The sequence below is a fragment of the Streptomyces sp. NPDC055025 genome (genome assembly GCF_053608565.1).
Map to the genome: position 1 here is coordinate 38,799 of NZ_JBSGVS010000063.1, position 14,659 is coordinate 53,457.

Consider the following 14,659-nt stretch of genomic DNA (forward strand, 5'->3'; position numbering starts at 1 on the left):
ACACCCCGCCATGTGACCATCGAAGGCATGCCAGCCGCCCCGCCCCGCCCCACCGCGCCCTCCGCCGCCCGTGCCCCGGTGCCGGAGGAGCCGCCGACGCGCAAGCTGTACCGCAGCGCCGACGGCCGTCTTCTCGGCGGTGTGGCGCGCGGTCTCGCCGGGCATCTCGGGCTGCCGGTCGTCTGGGTACGGCTCGTCTTCCTCGGTCTCTTCTTCTCCCAGGGTCTCGGCGCGCTGCTCTACGCCGTCTTCTGGATCGTCGTCCCGCTCGGCGTCGGCGGCACGGCGGTCGAGTCCCGCTCCGTCTTCGAGATCAGCCCCGACGGCAGGCGCCGGCTCCGCAAGCCGGACAAGGGCCAGATCTTCGCACTGATAGCCCTGGTGATCGGCGCCGGCGTCTTCATCGGCAACGTCAGTTTCGGCCGCAGCCACGCCGACCGCTACATCTGGCCCCTGCTGCTGACAGGCGCGGGCGTCGTCCTGGTCTGGCGTCAGGCGGACAACGCGCGCCGCGCCCGCTGGACCGAGGTCGGCCGCCGCCGGAGGCTGTTCCAGCTCGCGCGCACCCTCGCCGGAGTCGCCCTGGTCGGTCTGGGCCTCGCCGTCTTCATGGTGGTGCGCGGCTCGGCGGCCCAGCTCGGCAACGTGCTGACCGGTGCCATCGCCGTCGTCGCCGGGGTCGCGCTGCTCGCCGGGCCCTGGCTCGTACGGATGACACAGGACCTCTCGGAGGAGCGCCTGATGCGCATCCGCGCCCAGGAGCGCGCCGAGGTCGCCGCGCATGTCCATGACTCCGTACTGCACACCCTCACGCTGATACAGCGCAATGCCGACGAGCCGGGCGAGGTCCGCAGACTCGCCCGCGCCCAGGAACGTGAGCTGCGCGCCTGGCTCTACAGGCCGGAGGGCCGGGGCAAGGACGAGGAGGACGAGCCCACCACCCTCGCCGAGGCGGTGAAGCGGACGGCGGCCGAGGTGGAGGACTACCACGGGGTGCCGATCGAGGTCGTGGTCGTCGGCGACTGCCCGCTCGACGAGAAACTGGCGGCACAGATGCAGGCCGCACGCGAGGCGATGGTCAACGCCGCCAAGTACGGTGGCGATGGGGGCGCGGTGCAGGTCTTCGCGGAGGTGGAGGGCCGTACGGTCTTCCTCTCCGTAAGGGACCGCGGCCCCGGGTTCGACCTGGACGCGGTGCCGGCCGACCGGATGGGCGTACGGGAGTCGATCATCGGCCGGATGCAGCGCAACGGCGGGACGGCGCGGCTGCGTTCGGTGCCGGGCGGCGGCACCGAGGTCGAGCTGGAGATGGAGCGGGCGGACGGATGACCCGTGTCCCGCGCGGCGACCACTACCAGGACGAGGGGCAGAGACCATGAGCGAGGGCGTACAGGCCGAGGGCAATCCGGCGGACAGCGGCGGGGGCCGGGCCGGGGACGGCCGTCGTGTACGGGTCGTGCTCGTCGACGACCACCGGATGTTCCGTACCGGTGTGCAGGCGGAGATCGGCCGCACCGAACAGACCGGTGTCGAGGTCGTCGGTGAGGCGGCCGATGTGGACCAGGCGGTCACCGTGATCACGGCGACCCGCCCCGAGGTGGTGCTGCTCGACGTCCATCTGCCGGGCGGTGGCGGTGTGGAAGTGCTGCGCCGCTGCGCGCCGCTGATGGTCGCGGGCGAGAATCCGGTGCGCTTCCTGGCGCTGTCGGTCTCCGACGCCGCCGAGGATGTCATCGGGGTGATCAGGGGCGGTGCCCGGGGCTATGTCACCAAGACGATCACCGGCACCGATCTGGTCGACTCGATCTTCCGGGTGCAGGAGGGCGACGCGGTCTTCTCGCCCCGGCTGGCCGGCTTCGTCCTCGACGCGTTCGCATCGACGGACGCGCCGCCGGTGGACGAGGACCTGGACCGGCTCACCCAGCGGGAGCGTGAGGTGCTGCGGCTGATCGCGCGGGGATACGCGTACAAGGAGATCGCCAAGCAGCTCTTCATCTCGGTGAAGACCGTGGAGTCGCATGTCTCGGCGGTCCTCAGGAAGCTCCAGCTCTCCAACCGGCATGAGCTGACGCGATGGGCGACGGCGCGCAGGCTGGTCTGAGACGGCGCGCAGGCTGGTCTGACGGGGACGCCGCCTGGGGGCGCCGTACGCCTGCGCCTACGAGCAGTGCCACTCGGTGACGTACGTCCTGTCCCCGTGCTCCAGCAGGCCGCGTACGCACTCCCCCGGCGCGGTCTTGAGCGTGCCGCTCAGCTCGGCCCGCCCGCCCTGGGTGCGCTGGGTCCCGAACCAGCCGGGGAACGCGACGATCCGGTCGTCCTTGCGCTGATAGCCGAGGCGTACGGTGGTGCCGGGCCGGTCCGCGTGCTGGACGTACCACGTGGTGAACCGGCCCGTACCACCGATCGGGCCCTCGATGCAGAGCCGCCCGTTGGAGAGATCGCCGCAACCCTCGGGCGTGACGCCGACGGGGGCCAGGACGAAGAGCGCGCCGACGGTGAGGACGGACGCGCTGACGGCGGTGGCTCGTCTCACGGCTTCCCTTTCACGGCCGACGGAATACTGCTGCTCATCGTGGCGTGAAGGAGGGGGCGGGGCACCCCGGAAGGTCCGTCCTGGTTACGCGTCGGCCCGTCCGGATCAGCCGTGCGGCCCTGCCCGGTACGCGGGCGTCCTCATCACGTGGGCGTCCCGGTTGCGCGAGGGTCCTGATCGCGTGGGCGTCCCGGTTACGCGGGCCGGGCGGCTCCCGCGAACGGCATCTGGTCGATCGGCGCCAGCCGCACCGCCGAGCCGGGGCGCGGGGCATGGATCATCTGCCCCCCGCCGACATAGATCCCGACATGGCTGACACCGGAGAAGAAGAACACGAGATCACCCGGGGCGAGCCGGTCGCGTGTGACGCGCTGTCCCGCGTTGATCTGTGTGTACGTGGTACGGGGAAGGGATACGCCCGCCGCGCGCCAGGCGGCCTGGGTCAGCCCCGAGCAGTCGAAGGAACCGGGCCCGGTCGCGCCCCAGACGTACGGCTTGCCGATCGCCCCGTACGCGAAGGCGACGGCCGCCGCCGCGCGGGAGTCCGGCACCCCCACCGCGCTGCCGGCCGCCCCGCCAGGCCCGTACGGACCCGTCCCGCCAGGACCGTACGGGCCCGTCCCGCCGTCCTCGCCGTACCCGGCGCGCCGCGCGGGGTCCAGCCGGTCCAGAAGCCGCCGGGCGGAGTCGAGCTTCGCCTCGATGGTGGACTTGTGGCGGGCCAGCTCCGACCGGCGGGCCCCGAGCTCGTCGAGCCGTCCGTCGGCCCGGCTGCGGAGCTGGGCGATCGCGGCGAGTTCCTTGCGGATCCCGGCGGCCATGGCGGCCTGACGGGCTCCGGCGCGTTCGGCCAGTCCGGCGCGTTCGAGGAAGTCGTCGGGCCGGGAGCTGAGCGCGAGCTGCACGGCGGGGTCGAGGCCGCCCGTGCGGTACTGCGCGGTGGCGATCGAGCCGAGCGCGTTGCGTGAGACGTTGAGCCGGTCCGTCCTGCGGGTGGCCTCGTCACGCAGCCGCGCCAGCGAGGCCCGTGCCTCGTCCGCCTTCTCCTTCGCCCCGTTGTACCGCTCGGTGGCGACCTCGGCCTGCTCGTACAGGCTGTCGATCTCGGCCTTGACCTGGGCGGGGGTGAGCTGGGGCTCCGCGTGCGCGGGAGCGCCCGAGGCGGTGGCGGTCGCGGCGCCGGCGAGGGCGAGGGTGAGGGCGGTGCGGCCGATCGGGCCGGTGAGCCGGCGCTGCTTGGGTTTTCGGTGCGCTGCCACGAGGGCGTCCACTTCCTTGGGTTCCTGGGTTCCGGGGTTCCTCGGGCCCGTACGGTCCGGGCCCGGCGGTACGAGTCGACCGCCTGGAAGGGGACGCTATGGCGCAAGGTCACAGCCCGGTGTCGGCATGGCCGCTATTGGCTGGAGGTGAAGCTTCCGAAGCGCTTTGTGATCAGCGCGATCCGGACGGAACGGTGCCCTTCCGGTCCGACCCGGCCGAAAGGGAAAGAGAGCCCCACCTCACCTCGGAGAGGTGATATGGCCCCCGTTAGGCTCCGGCCATGGACGTACCCATCAACATCCTCATCGCCACGGTCCGGACCTGACGGCGTGGACGCGAGTGCCGTGAGTGCGGGGAGTGCCGTGAGCGACGGGAGTACGAGCGCGGCGACCAAGATGATCACCGTCCCGCCGGGGCGGGTGACCCTGTCGGACCGGCGGACACGGCGAAGCTGGACGGTCGAGCTCGCGCCCTACCGGCTCGCGGCGTTCCCGGTCACCCGGGCGCTGTACGCGCGGATCACCGGCGAGCGGCCCGGCACCGCCCAGGGGGACCGGTTGCCCGTCGAGAGCGTCTCCTGGTGGGGCGCGGTCCGGTTCTGCAACGCCCTGTCCCTGAACGACGGGTTCACACCCGTCTACCGCCTCCACACCGGCGCCGAGGGTGAGGGTGAGGGCGACGGCGAGGACGTCGAGTGGGACGCCTCCGCCGACGGCTACCGGCTGCCGACCGAGGCCGAGTGGGAGCACGCCTGCCGGGCCGGTACGAGCGGCCCGGGTTACGGGCCGCTCGACGAGATCGCGTGGTACCGCGACAACTCGCACGGGCGCGTCCACGACGTGGGCGGCAAGCGCGCCAACCCGTGGGGCTTTCACGACATGCTCGGCAACGTCTGGGACTGGTGCTGGGACGTCTACGACGCCGAGGTCTACGGCACCTACCGGGTGCTGCGTGGCGGTGGCTGGTTCGACGAGCACTGGAGCTGCCGGGCCTCCGCCCGCCGGCGCAGCCACCCGAGCTACCAGGTCGACGACGTGGGCTTCCGCGTCGCACGTTCCGTCATGGATCGGACGGATCGGGTGGATCGGTCGGATCGGGCGCGTGGAACCGATCAGGCCGGGCGGACGCTCCCGTAGATCGGCATGTAGTAGATCGACTCCTCGCGGACGTTCGCGCCCGGCTTGGGGGCGTGGATCATCATGCCGTCGCCTATGTAGATGCCGACATGGCTGATGTCGTCGTAGAAGAAGACCAGATCGCCGGGGAGCAGATCCCCCGTGGCGACGCGCGTGCCGGCCTCGACCTGCTCCCAGGTGGTGCGCGGCAGTTGCACGCCCGCCTCCCGCCAGGCGGCCTGGGTCAGGCCCGAGCAGTCGTACGAACTGGGGCCCGACGCGCCCCAGACGTACGGCTTGCCTATCTGCGCGCGCGCGAAGGCGAGCACCTTCGCGGCCTTGGTGGCGTAACCGCTGTCGGCGGACCCGGACCCGGTTCCAGACCCGGTTCCGGAGCCCGTTCCCGTGCCCGAATCCGTACCCGCGCCCGTACCGGTCGCCGGGGACTCGGCCTGCTCCCGCTCGCGCGTGCGCTCGGCCTCCGCCTGGGCGCGGGCCTCCTCCTTGGCCTTCGCCTCCGCCTTCCGGCGGGCCTCCTCTTCCTTCTTGCGCTCCAGCGCCGCCAGCCGCTCCTGCTCCGCCGCGGTCAGCCGCGACAGCAGCGCACGGGCCGTCCCGAGCTTCTTCTGTACGTTCTCCTTGCTGGTCCGCAGCGTGGCCTGCGACTCGGTGAGCGACTCCAGGCTCTTCGTCGCCTCCGCCCGCTCCTTCGCCGCCGCGGCCTGCTGCGCCTGGTAGTCGGCGAGGACGGCGCTCTGACGGTCCGACAGCCGGTCCATCATCTGCGTCTGCTCGAAGTACGCCTGCGGGCTGTCGGAGAACAGCAGGGCGGCGGTCTGGGTGAGCCCGCCCTCGCGGTACTGCTCGGCCGCGAAGCTGCCCAGCGTACGGCGGGCCTCGTTCAGCTTGTCCGCGCGCTTGGCGACCTCGTCCAGCACCCGGCTCACGGCGCGCTTCTGCTTCTCCGTGGCTTCCTTCGCCTTGTTGTACTGCTGGGTGGCGCCGCCGGCCTGGCGGTACAGATCGTCGACCTTCTTCTGCACCTCTTCGACGGACGGCCGGGGTTCGGTGGGCGCGGCGTTCGCGCTCTGCGCCGAGAGCAGCGTGACCGAAGCGAGGGCGGCCGTCGTGATCCCGACGGCGGGGGAGTTGGTGCGTACTCCGCTACGGGTGCGCGACTTGCGATGCGACGCCAAGGCCAGCATCTCCTTCCGTCGAACTTCCCTATGGAATGTCCGATTTCGGCATAGGCCGCCCGCTCGGCGCGGGTCGCCTTCGGGGGTACGGGGTGCCTGACCGAGCACGCTAGCCAAAGTGTGGTCCTCATGTGAAGGACGATGGCCGATATGCCCGATACATTTCCGTGACCATTTGCTCATGCGACGGGGGAAAGTGTTTCCGGGGGGTCGGCAGGGGCCTGGGCAGGGGTTTTCGTCGCACTGTGTGACCGGACGGGGACTTCCCGATTTTCCGAGCAGGCGCGGGCTGTCAGTCCGGCGGCCTAGACTCGGAGAGCGATGAGCAGCCTCTTTGACGACAGTTTCCTGGCGGACCTCCAGCCCTCCGGCGACGAGCACCCACCGCCGCCCGAGGACCACGACGAGCATGCCCGGGAGGCGGTGCCCGACGATCTTTTCGGCGGCGCGTTCGACGCACCGCCGGCGCGCGATCCGTATCACCGCGGCGGCTCCCCGCGTACGGTCGTGGACCCCGCCGCGCTGCTCGAAGGGTTGAACGAGGAACAGCGCGCGGCCGTTGCGCACAGGGGATCGCCCCTGCTCATCGTGGCCGGGGCCGGCTCGGGGAAGACCCGGGTCCTGACCCACCGGATCGCGTATCTGCTGGGCAACCGCGCCGTTCACCCCGGCGAGATACTGGCGATCACCTTCACCAACAAGGCCGCGGGCGAGATGAAGGAGCGGGTCGAGCAGCTCGTCGGACCGCGCGCCGGTGCCATGTGGGTGATGACCTTCCACAGCGCCTGTGTACGGATCCTGCGGCGCGAGTCCAAGCGGCTCGGCTTCACCTCGTCGTTCTCGATCTACGACGCCGCCGACTCCAAGCGGCTCATGGCCCTGGTCTGCCGTGATCTGGACCTCGATCCCAAGCGCTATCCGCCGAAGTCCTTCAGCGCCAAGATCTCCAATCTGAAGAATGAGCTGATCGACGAGGAGACCTTCGCCGACCAGGCATCCGACGGCTTCGAGAAGACGCTCGCCGAGGCGTACCGGATGTACCAGGCACGGCTGCGCGAGGCCAACGCCCTCGACTTCGACGACATCATCATGACCACCGTCCATCTGCTTCAGGCGTTCCCCGACGTGGCCGAGCACTACAGGCGGCGCTTCCGCCATGTGCTGGTGGACGAGTACCAGGACACGAACCACGCCCAGTACACGCTCGTACGCGAGCTGGTGGGCCCTTCCGGCGAGGACCAGGACCCGGCGGAGCTGTGTGTCGTCGGAGACGCGGACCAGTCGATCTACGCCTTCCGCGGCGCCACTATCCGTAACATCCTCCAGTTCGAGGAGGACTATCCGGACGCGACCACGATTTTGCTGGAGCAGAACTACCGCTCCACGCAGACGATCCTCAGCGCCGCCAACGCGGTCATCGAGCGGAACGAGAGCCGCCGCCCGAAGAATCTGTGGACCAAGGCCGGCGCCGGTGCCCAGATCGTCGGCTATGTCGCGGACACCGAGCACGACGAGGCGCAGTTCGTCGCCGACGAGATCGACCGGCTGACGGACGCGGGTGAGGCCAAGGCGGGTGATGTCGCGGTCTTCTACCGGACGAACGCGCAGTCGCGTGTCTTCGAGGAGATCTTCATCCGGGTCGGCCTGCCGTACAAGGTCGTCGGCGGAGTGCGCTTCTACGAGCGCAAGGAGGTCCGCGATGTGCTGGCCTATCTGCGGGTGCTGGCCAACCCGGAGGACAACGTCCCGCTGCGCCGCATCCTCAATGTGCCCAAGCGCGGTATCGGGGACCGCGCGGAGGCCATGATCGACGCCCTCGCGCTGCGGGAGAAGATCACCTTCCCGCAGGCGCTGCGCCGGGTGGACGAGGCGTACGGCATGGCGGCCCGCTCCGCCAACGCCGTGAAGCGCTTCAACACGCTGATGGAGGAGCTGAGTACGGTCGTCGAATCGGGCGCCGGGCCCGCGACGGTGCTGGAGGCCGTGTTCGAACGGACCGGTTATCTGGCGGAGCTTCAGGCTTCGACCGATCCACAGGACGAGACCCGTATCGAGAACCTCCAGGAACTGGCGGCGGTGGCGCTGGAGTTCGAGCAGGCGCGCGCGCAGGCCGCCGGGGCGACGGGCGACGGCGCGGACGCGGACGCCGGTGCGGTGGCCGCGGGGGGTACGGGTGCCGGGGAAGCGGTGGCCGGGGATGTCGAGGCCGGTGCGGCGGCCGCCGGGGCCGCTGGTGGCGGCGCGGTGGGTGCCGGCGGCGGTACCGCGACCGGCACGCTCGCCGAATTCCTGGAGCAGGTGGCCCTCGTCGCCGACTCCGACCAGATCCCCGACGAGGACGAGGACGGCTCCGGCGTCATCACGCTGATGACCCTGCACACCGCGAAGGGCCTTGAGTTCCCCGTGGTGTTCCTGTCAGGCATGGAGGACGGCGTCTTCCCGCACATGCGCGCCCTCGGCCAGACGAAGGAGCTGGAGGAGGAGCGGCGACTGGCGTATGTCGGTATCACGCGCGCCCGCGAGCGGCTCTATCTGACGCGTTCGTCGATGCGGAGCGCCTGGGGGCAGCCCTCGTACAACCCGCCGTCACGGTTCCTGGAGGAGATCCCGGGCCACCATCTGGAGTGGAAGCGGACCGGAGCGCAGATCCCGGCGGGTCCGACGTCCGGGATCGCGTCCTCGCTGTCGGCGGCCTCGGGTTCCGGCTCCGGTTCCGGATCCTCGCGCACCAGGTCCGGCGGCCCTTCGGGCTTCGCCACACGGCGTACGACCGACCGGCCGGTGATCTCGCTGGCGGTCGGCGACCGTGTCACGCACGACCAGTTCGGTCTGGGCACGGTGACGGCGGTGACGGGGACGGGCGCGGACACCCAGGCGACGGTCGACTTCGGGGACACCAAGCCCAAGCGGCTGCTGCTGCGGTACGCGCCGGTGGAGAAGCTCTAGGCCCTGGTCCGGTCCTGGCGGGCCGGGCCTGGCTCGGGCCCTGGTGGGCGGAAAGCGGAAAGCCCCTCGGTACGGAGAACCGAGGGGCTTCGTGCTCTGTGTTTCGTGCCCTGTGCCTAGGTGGGGTCGAGGCCGTGGCTGCGGAGCCAGGACAGCGGGTCTATCGCCGAGCCGCCACCGGGACGTACCTCGAAGTGCAGGTGGGGACCGGTGGAGTTGCCCGAGTTCCCCGAATAGGCGATCACATCACCGGCCTTGACCGTACCGGAGCGGATCTTCGTGCTGCTGAGATGGCAGTACCACGTCTCGGTGCCGTCGGCCGCGGTCACGATCGCCATATTGCCGTAGGCGCTGTTGTACTGCGTGCGTACGGTGCCGTCGGTCGCGGCCATCACCGGTGTGCCGTACGAGACGGGGAAGTCGATCCCGGTGTGTACGGACATCCAGTTGACGCCGGCCTGGCCGTAGTACGCGCTGAGGCCGTGCATGGCCACGGGAAGGGCGAACTTGGGGCGCAGGGCCTCCTTGCGGGCTGCTTCGGCCGCGCGCTGCTTCCGCTCCGCCTCCTGCCGCTCCTTGAGGTCGATGCGCTCCTGCGTACGGCTGGCGCGGTCGCCGAAGTCACGGGCGTCGGCACTGAGGGCGGCGAGCTGGGTGTCCAGCTTGTTGTTCGCGGCGACGGGCTTCACGGAGCCGGGATCGGCGGCCGTCGCCGTGGTCTTGGTGTCGTCCTGGGTCTCCTCCGCGCCGAGGCCGCCGACGGAGGCGGCGGCGATACCGGCGACGCCCATCACACAGACGGAGGGTACGGCGACGGTGAGGAGCGCGGAGCGCTTGGCGGGGGTACGGCGGCGGCCACGGCTGCCGTTCCCACCCCCGCCTGCCCGGCGTACCGGGCGAGGGGTCACGGGCGTCACGGTTATGGCGGGCACGGTCATGGTCGGGGCCATGTGCAGCGAGTCGACCCCGGGGTCGAACTCGGTGTCGGCGTCCGCCCCGGTCCGCGGGCCGTCGCGGTCGTCGGCCTCGTAACCGGGCTCCGCCTCGAAGCCGTCGACGGGTTCGGGCTCGGGCCCGGGGGCGCCGTACTCGGCGTCGGGGTCGAACTGGTCGGGGTCGTACGGGGCCTTCGTGCCGTACCCGCCGTCGGCGTCGTACTGGCCGTCCGTGCCGTACCGGCCATCGGTGCCGTACTGACCGTCCGGGGTGTACTGCCCCTCCGCGTCGTACTGGCCCCGCTCCGGATCGGCCGTCGTGTCCGCCGAGTTCCACGCGGTGGCGTCGTACGCGTCGGTGTCGAACGAGGGCGCCATCCACACCGCGGTCGGTTCGTATCCGACGGGGGCGGCCGTGAACTGCTCGGGGTCGAACGGTGCGGTCTCGAACTGCGCGGCCTGCCGCGCCGGGTCGAACGGCGCCGTCGTGGTCCCGCCCGAAGCGTCGTATCCGAACGTTGCATCCTCGAACTGCCCCGGGTGGCCGGTCCCGTTGAGCTGGTTCGCCTGGCTCCAGGCGTCGGCGTCCCACTGGCCGGTCATGTCCGGCTCGGCCGCCGGGGCGGGGACGCCCATCGACGGCTGATAGTCCGCCGGCTGCTGGTAATCCGCCGACGGCTGGTAGCCGGTGCCGCTGGTGGTGACATTCGCCCACTGGCCGCTCGTGTCGTACTGCGGCGTGGCGTACGCGTCGTATCCGGCCGTCTGGTGCTGCTGCGCGCCGCCGTCCCACTGGGCTCCGGCGTCGTACTGCGTCTCGTACGGCCCGCTGGGGGCCGGAGCGCCTTCATAGCCGCCCGGCAGGGAGCCGAAGAGCGGGTCGGTCGCGTAGCTGCCGGTCTGGTAACCGTCAAATGCGGCGTACCCGGCGTGGGCGTGCTGGTCGTTCACCAACTTCTCTCTCGCCTCGGCAGCAGAACCAGGGTCTGGGGAAAACCGGTCCTGAGTGGAGAGGACCCCCAGAGGGAAAGCAGTGGCCGCGACTGTACCCGGCGGTATGCGACGGCGACAATCTTCCGCAGGTTTTGGGATTCGCGGAAACGGGCATTCGGCCGTGTTTCGGCGGACTGCGGGCACAGGCTTGGCCGTACGTTCGAAGGGTGTTCGAGTGCCGGTCCGGTCCGAGGGCTCGACCTGAGGGTGTGGTCCGAGGGCTCGGTCGGGGGCAGGTGGAACTCGGGTGGGGCTCAGGCGACGGACGCCGGTCCGTCGGCCGCGGAATCCCCGTCGGGTTCGCCGCCTGAACCGAGATCGGGCAGGAATCCCGATTCGAGTACATGCCGTACACCGGCCGCGACCGAGGGGTGAACCGGCAGGGTGAGATGGCCGAGACCGCCCACATGCACGTTCTGTGTGAGGAGATCGGGATGGCTGATACGCGCCGCCTCCACCGGGTCCATGAGCTGGTCGAGATCGCTCCAGAAGCTCACGAACCGGGTACGGCAGCCGGGCGCGGGCAGCCTCAGCTCCTCGATCAGGGCGGATCCCGGCCGCATCTGGCGCACCACGGGGTGGGCGTCCGCCAGCGGCACGGCGGTGGTGCCCTCGTGGGGCGTACCGAGCGTGACCAGGATACGAATCCGGGTGTCGCCGCCCAGACGCTGCGCGTAGTACCGGGCGATCAGACCGCCCAGGCTGTGCCCCACCACATCGACCTGACTGTGGCCGGTCCGGACGCAGATCTCCTCGATGTGCCGGCTGAGCAGCTCGGCGGCCGTCCGGATGTCGAACGTCAACGGCGAGTAGTTGAGCGAGATCAGACGTGTCCAGCCGTGCCGGGAGAGGGAGCGGCGCAGCATCACGAAGACGGAGCGGTTGTCGACGAGGCCGTGGAGCAGCACGACGGGGGGCCGGGCGCGGCCCTCGGTGGGGAGCTGAGGGGTTTCGGGCGACAGCGGGGCGGCGCGGCGCTCCTGGACGATCCCGGCCGGGTAAAGGACGAGATGGCCGGTGAGGATGGCCAGATCGATCGCGCTGGCGCGGAGCAGGGCGGCCGGGGGTGTCGTCACCTCGCGTACGCGGCTCACCTGGCGCAGCAGTGGAGGCAGGAGCGGAGAGAGCGGAAAGAACGGCGGAATCTGCATGGCCGACCTCCGAACGGCACCCGGGAGGCGGCTCTGACCCCCGTGTGCCCTCATGGGGCGCCGCTCACGCGGGTCGGGTCGCGGCCGACGTGCCGGAGCCGACGCACCGGTAACCTCCACCGCACCGCCCCGGCGATGCGGTGGAACGCGCCCGTGTGGCGGCTCCTCTGCGGCTCCCCTTGCGGCTGTCCCGACCCGGCCGTGGGGCCGAGCGGTACCGGAACACCGCAAAGCGAACATGTCCCACGTGTGATTTCCCCCTCGCCGACCGTCGCGAAACAGCGGGGTGCGGGATGCTGTGGATAACGTTCGTTCACCTCTCCGGGCCAGGCGGGCGCGGGGACCCGGGCCAATTGACGACGCAGTCGGTCTGCAGTCGGTATGTGGAGGCAGTGATGGGTGTGACCGGTCCGATCCGCGTGGTGGTGGCCAAGCCGGGTCTCGACGGCCACGATCGCGGGGCCAAGGTGATCGCGCGGGCGCTGCGCGACGCCGGCATGGAGGTCATCTACACGGGGCTCCACCAGACCCCCGAGCAGATCGTGGACACCGCGATCCAGGAGGACGCCGACGCGATCGGGCTGTCCATCCTGTCCGGTGCGCACAACACTCTCTTCGCGAAGGTGATCGAGCTGCTGAAGGAGCGGGACGCGGAGGACATCAAGGTCTTCGGCGGCGGCATCATCCCGGAGGCGGACATCGCACCGCTGAAGGAACTGGGCGTGGCGGAGATCTTCACCCCTGGCGCGACGACGACATCGATCGTCGCCTGGGTCAACGACCATGTCCGCCAGCCGACGGGCGCGTGACCCCCGGTCCCGGCATGCCCCCGCATATTCGGTACGCCTCGTAGGCAACGCGGGGTGGGCGGGCCCCCAGGCTCGGGCCTCCAAGGCTCGGGCCGCTACGGCTCTACCACCGCCTACGGCTCTACCACCGCCTACGGCTCTACCACCGCCTACGGCTCTACCACCGCCTACGGCTCTACCACCGCCTACGGCGCTGAGGGTTCGGCCGATATGTGCGGCGCGGCCTCTACGACTGGTGCGGCCTGTACGGCCTGTACGGCCCGTTCGGCCGGGGGTGCCGGCACCCCCGGTTCGGTGGCTTCCCTCAGTTCCGACAGCATCGCCGCGCGCAGCCGGAGCGTGGAGACCAGGCGCTGGAACGCCTCCGACCAGTAGCCGCCCGCGCCCGGCGAGGCGTCCTCGGTCTCGTCCGGGGTCGCGGTGAGCAGATCGAGCCGGCTCGCCTCGGCGGGGTCGAGGCAGCGTTCCGCGAGGCCCATCACCCCGCTGAAGCTCCAGGGGTAACTGCCCGCGTCCCGGGCGATGTCGAGTGCGTCGACGACCGCCCGGCCGAGCGGCTCCGCCCAGGGCACCGCGCAGACGCCGAGCAGCTGGAACGCCTCGGAGAGGCCGTGGGCGGATATGAACGCGGCCACCCAGGAGGCCCGTTCGGCGGAGGGAAGCGTCGCCAGCAGTTTCGCCCGTTCCGCGAGGGACGGGGTACCGGTGCCGCTCTCCCGGGATGTCACCGGCGTGCCCAGCAGCGCGGCGGACCAGCGCGCGTCCCGCTGCCGGACGGCCGCCCGGCACCAGGCCGCGTGGAGTTCGTCCCGCCAGTCGTCCAGGACGGGCAGCGCGACGATCTCCTCCGGAGTGCGGCCCCCGAGCCGGTCGGGCCAGGTGCTCAGCGGGGCGGCCTCCACCAACTGGCCCAGCCACCACGACCGTTCCCCCCGTCCGGCGGGCGGCGTCTGGACCACGCCGTCACGCTGCATGTCCGTGTCGCACTCGTGCGGGGCCTCGACCACGATGACCTGGCCGCCGCCCGTGCGGTCCATGCTCACGCAGGTCGCCGCCCGCGCGGCCATCCGCCCCGCGAGCGCGGACTCCGGGAGCGCCGAGAGCAGTTCGGCCGCGGTGGAGCGGACATTGCGGCTGCGGTCCGACAGGGCCCGTTCCAGAAAGGGTTCGTCCGCCCCGGACAGCCCCGTACGCAGGGAGTCGAGGAACATCAGCCGGTCCTCGGCGCGCTCGGTCGGCCAGGTCGACGCCAGCAGCGCGCGGGCCGCCTCGCCGTCCCGCGCCCGTACCGCGCCGAGCAGGGCGATCCGCTCGGCGAACAGACCCTCCTCCCAGAGCAGCCGCACGGCCTCGGCGTCCCGCGCCTCGGGCGGGACCGAACCACCGGAAGCGCCGCGCAGGGCGAACTTCCACTCGGGATTGAGCCGGGCGAGCCAGAGACCGCGCGGCCCCGCGAAGGCCAGGGCCTGCGGCCGCAGATCGGTACGCGCGCGGGCCGCGTCGAGCAGCGCGGGCAGTACGGCCGCGGGCGCGCGGTAACCGTGCTCGTTGGCGGCCGCCAGCCACTGCGGAAGCAGCTCGGTGAGATCGGGGGCCGTACCGCGGCGGCCTCCACCGCCCGACGGCGCCGACCGGTCGGTGAGCAACTGCCCGAGCCGCCTCCCGGCCGGCTCGGGCAGCTGCCGCCGCCCGTCCCGGGGCGCTGGTTCGGGACGGGC

11 protein-coding genes are annotated in these 14,659 nt (G+C 71.3%); 5 read left to right on the forward strand and 6 right to left on the reverse strand.

What is annotated here, in order from left to right; genetic code table 11:
- Positions 1-27 precede the first annotated feature (27 nt).
- Both ACWGDX_RS31195 and ACWGDX_RS31200 read left to right on the forward strand, forming a co-directional pair.
- The gene (locus ACWGDX_RS31195) at positions 28-1,329 is read left to right on the forward strand and encodes a PspC domain-containing protein (RefSeq protein WP_453630981.1); all 1,302 of its coding nucleotides are present in this window, start codon (positions 28-30) and stop codon (positions 1,327-1,329) included.
- Between the two features lie 46 nt (positions 1,330-1,375).
- Positions 1,376-2,101, forward strand: coding sequence for a response regulator transcription factor (locus ACWGDX_RS31200; protein ID WP_363080401.1), 726 nt, complete (start codon positions 1,376-1,378; stop codon positions 2,099-2,101).
- Between the two features lie 57 nt (positions 2,102-2,158).
- On the opposite strand, the gene ACWGDX_RS31205 is transcribed toward ACWGDX_RS31200, so the two are convergent.
- Both ACWGDX_RS31205 and ACWGDX_RS31210 read right to left on the reverse strand, forming a co-directional pair.
- Positions 2,159-2,536, reverse strand: coding sequence for a hypothetical protein (locus ACWGDX_RS31205; protein WP_453630983.1), 378 nt, complete (start codon positions 2,534-2,536; stop codon positions 2,159-2,161).
- Positions 2,537-2,730: 194 nt separating this feature from the next.
- Complete coding sequence (locus ACWGDX_RS31210) at positions 2,731-3,795, reverse strand: NlpC/P60 family protein (RefSeq protein WP_453630985.1); 1,065 nt, start codon at positions 3,793-3,795, stop codon at positions 2,731-2,733.
- Positions 3,796-4,191: 396 nt separating this feature from the next.
- Here ACWGDX_RS31210 and ACWGDX_RS31215 point away from each other — a divergent pair, with 396 nt between their 5' ends.
- Positions 4,192-4,932, forward strand: a complete 741-nt coding sequence (locus ACWGDX_RS31215; RefSeq protein ID WP_453630997.1) for a formylglycine-generating enzyme family protein — start codon at positions 4,192-4,194, stop codon at positions 4,930-4,932.
- Here the strand turns inward: ACWGDX_RS31215 and ACWGDX_RS31220 are convergent.
- Positions 4,908-6,107, reverse strand: coding sequence for an NlpC/P60 family protein (locus ACWGDX_RS31220; RefSeq protein ID WP_453630987.1), 1,200 nt, complete (start codon positions 6,105-6,107; stop codon positions 4,908-4,910). The genes ACWGDX_RS31215 and ACWGDX_RS31220 overlap by 25 nt on opposite strands.
- A gap of 321 nt (positions 6,108-6,428) precedes the next feature.
- Here ACWGDX_RS31220 and ACWGDX_RS31225 point away from each other — a divergent pair, with 321 nt between their 5' ends.
- Complete coding sequence (locus tag ACWGDX_RS31225; RefSeq protein WP_453630989.1) at positions 6,429-9,053, forward strand: ATP-dependent DNA helicase; 2,625 nt, start codon at positions 6,429-6,431, stop codon at positions 9,051-9,053.
- Between the two features lie 116 nt (positions 9,054-9,169).
- Here the strand turns inward: ACWGDX_RS31225 and ACWGDX_RS31230 are convergent, their stop codons facing one another.
- On the reverse strand, positions 9,170-10,624 hold the full coding sequence (locus ACWGDX_RS31230) for a peptidoglycan DD-metalloendopeptidase family protein (RefSeq protein ID WP_453630998.1): 1,455 nt from the start codon (positions 10,622-10,624) through the stop codon (positions 9,170-9,172).
- A 611-nt stretch (positions 10,625-11,235) separates the two neighbouring features.
- Complete coding sequence (locus tag ACWGDX_RS31235; RefSeq protein WP_453630991.1) at positions 11,236-12,132, reverse strand: esterase/lipase family protein; 897 nt, start codon at positions 12,130-12,132, stop codon at positions 11,236-11,238.
- A gap of 395 nt (positions 12,133-12,527) precedes the next feature.
- On the opposite strand from ACWGDX_RS31235, the gene ACWGDX_RS31240 reads away from it, so the two are divergent.
- Complete coding sequence (locus ACWGDX_RS31240; protein WP_363080393.1) at positions 12,528-12,941, forward strand: cobalamin B12-binding domain-containing protein; 414 nt, start codon at positions 12,528-12,530, stop codon at positions 12,939-12,941.
- 185 nt (positions 12,942-13,126) lie between these two features.
- Here the strand turns inward: ACWGDX_RS31240 and ACWGDX_RS31245 are convergent.
- Positions 13,127-14,659: DUF5691 domain-containing protein (locus tag ACWGDX_RS31245; RefSeq protein ID WP_453630993.1), on the reverse strand; the 1,533-nt coding region annotated here is incomplete at its 5' end.

Bases quoted from the DNA above. Each gene is read 5' to 3' on its own strand.
- ACWGDX_RS31195 (WP_453630981.1), top strand. From the start codon at position 28: ATGCCAGCCGCCCCGCCCCGCCCCACCGCGCCCTCCGCCGCCCGTGCC.
- ACWGDX_RS31200 (WP_363080401.1), top strand. From the start codon at position 1,376: ATGAGCGAGGGCGTACAGGCCGAGGGCAATCCGGCGGACAGCGGCGGG.
- ACWGDX_RS31215 (WP_453630997.1), top strand. From the start codon at position 4,192: ATGATCACCGTCCCGCCGGGGCGGGTGACCCTGTCGGACCGGCGGACA.
- ACWGDX_RS31225 (WP_453630989.1), top strand. From the start codon at position 6,429: ATGAGCAGCCTCTTTGACGACAGTTTCCTGGCGGACCTCCAGCCCTCC.
- ACWGDX_RS31230 (WP_453630998.1), bottom strand. From the start codon at position 10,624: ATGGGCGTCCCCGCCCCGGCGGCCGAGCCGGACATGACCGGCCAGTGG.
- ACWGDX_RS31235 (WP_453630991.1), bottom strand. From the start codon at position 12,132: ATGCAGATTCCGCCGTTCTTTCCGCTCTCTCCGCTCCTGCCTCCACTG.
- ACWGDX_RS31240 (WP_363080393.1), top strand. From the start codon at position 12,528: ATGGGTGTGACCGGTCCGATCCGCGTGGTGGTGGCCAAGCCGGGTCTC.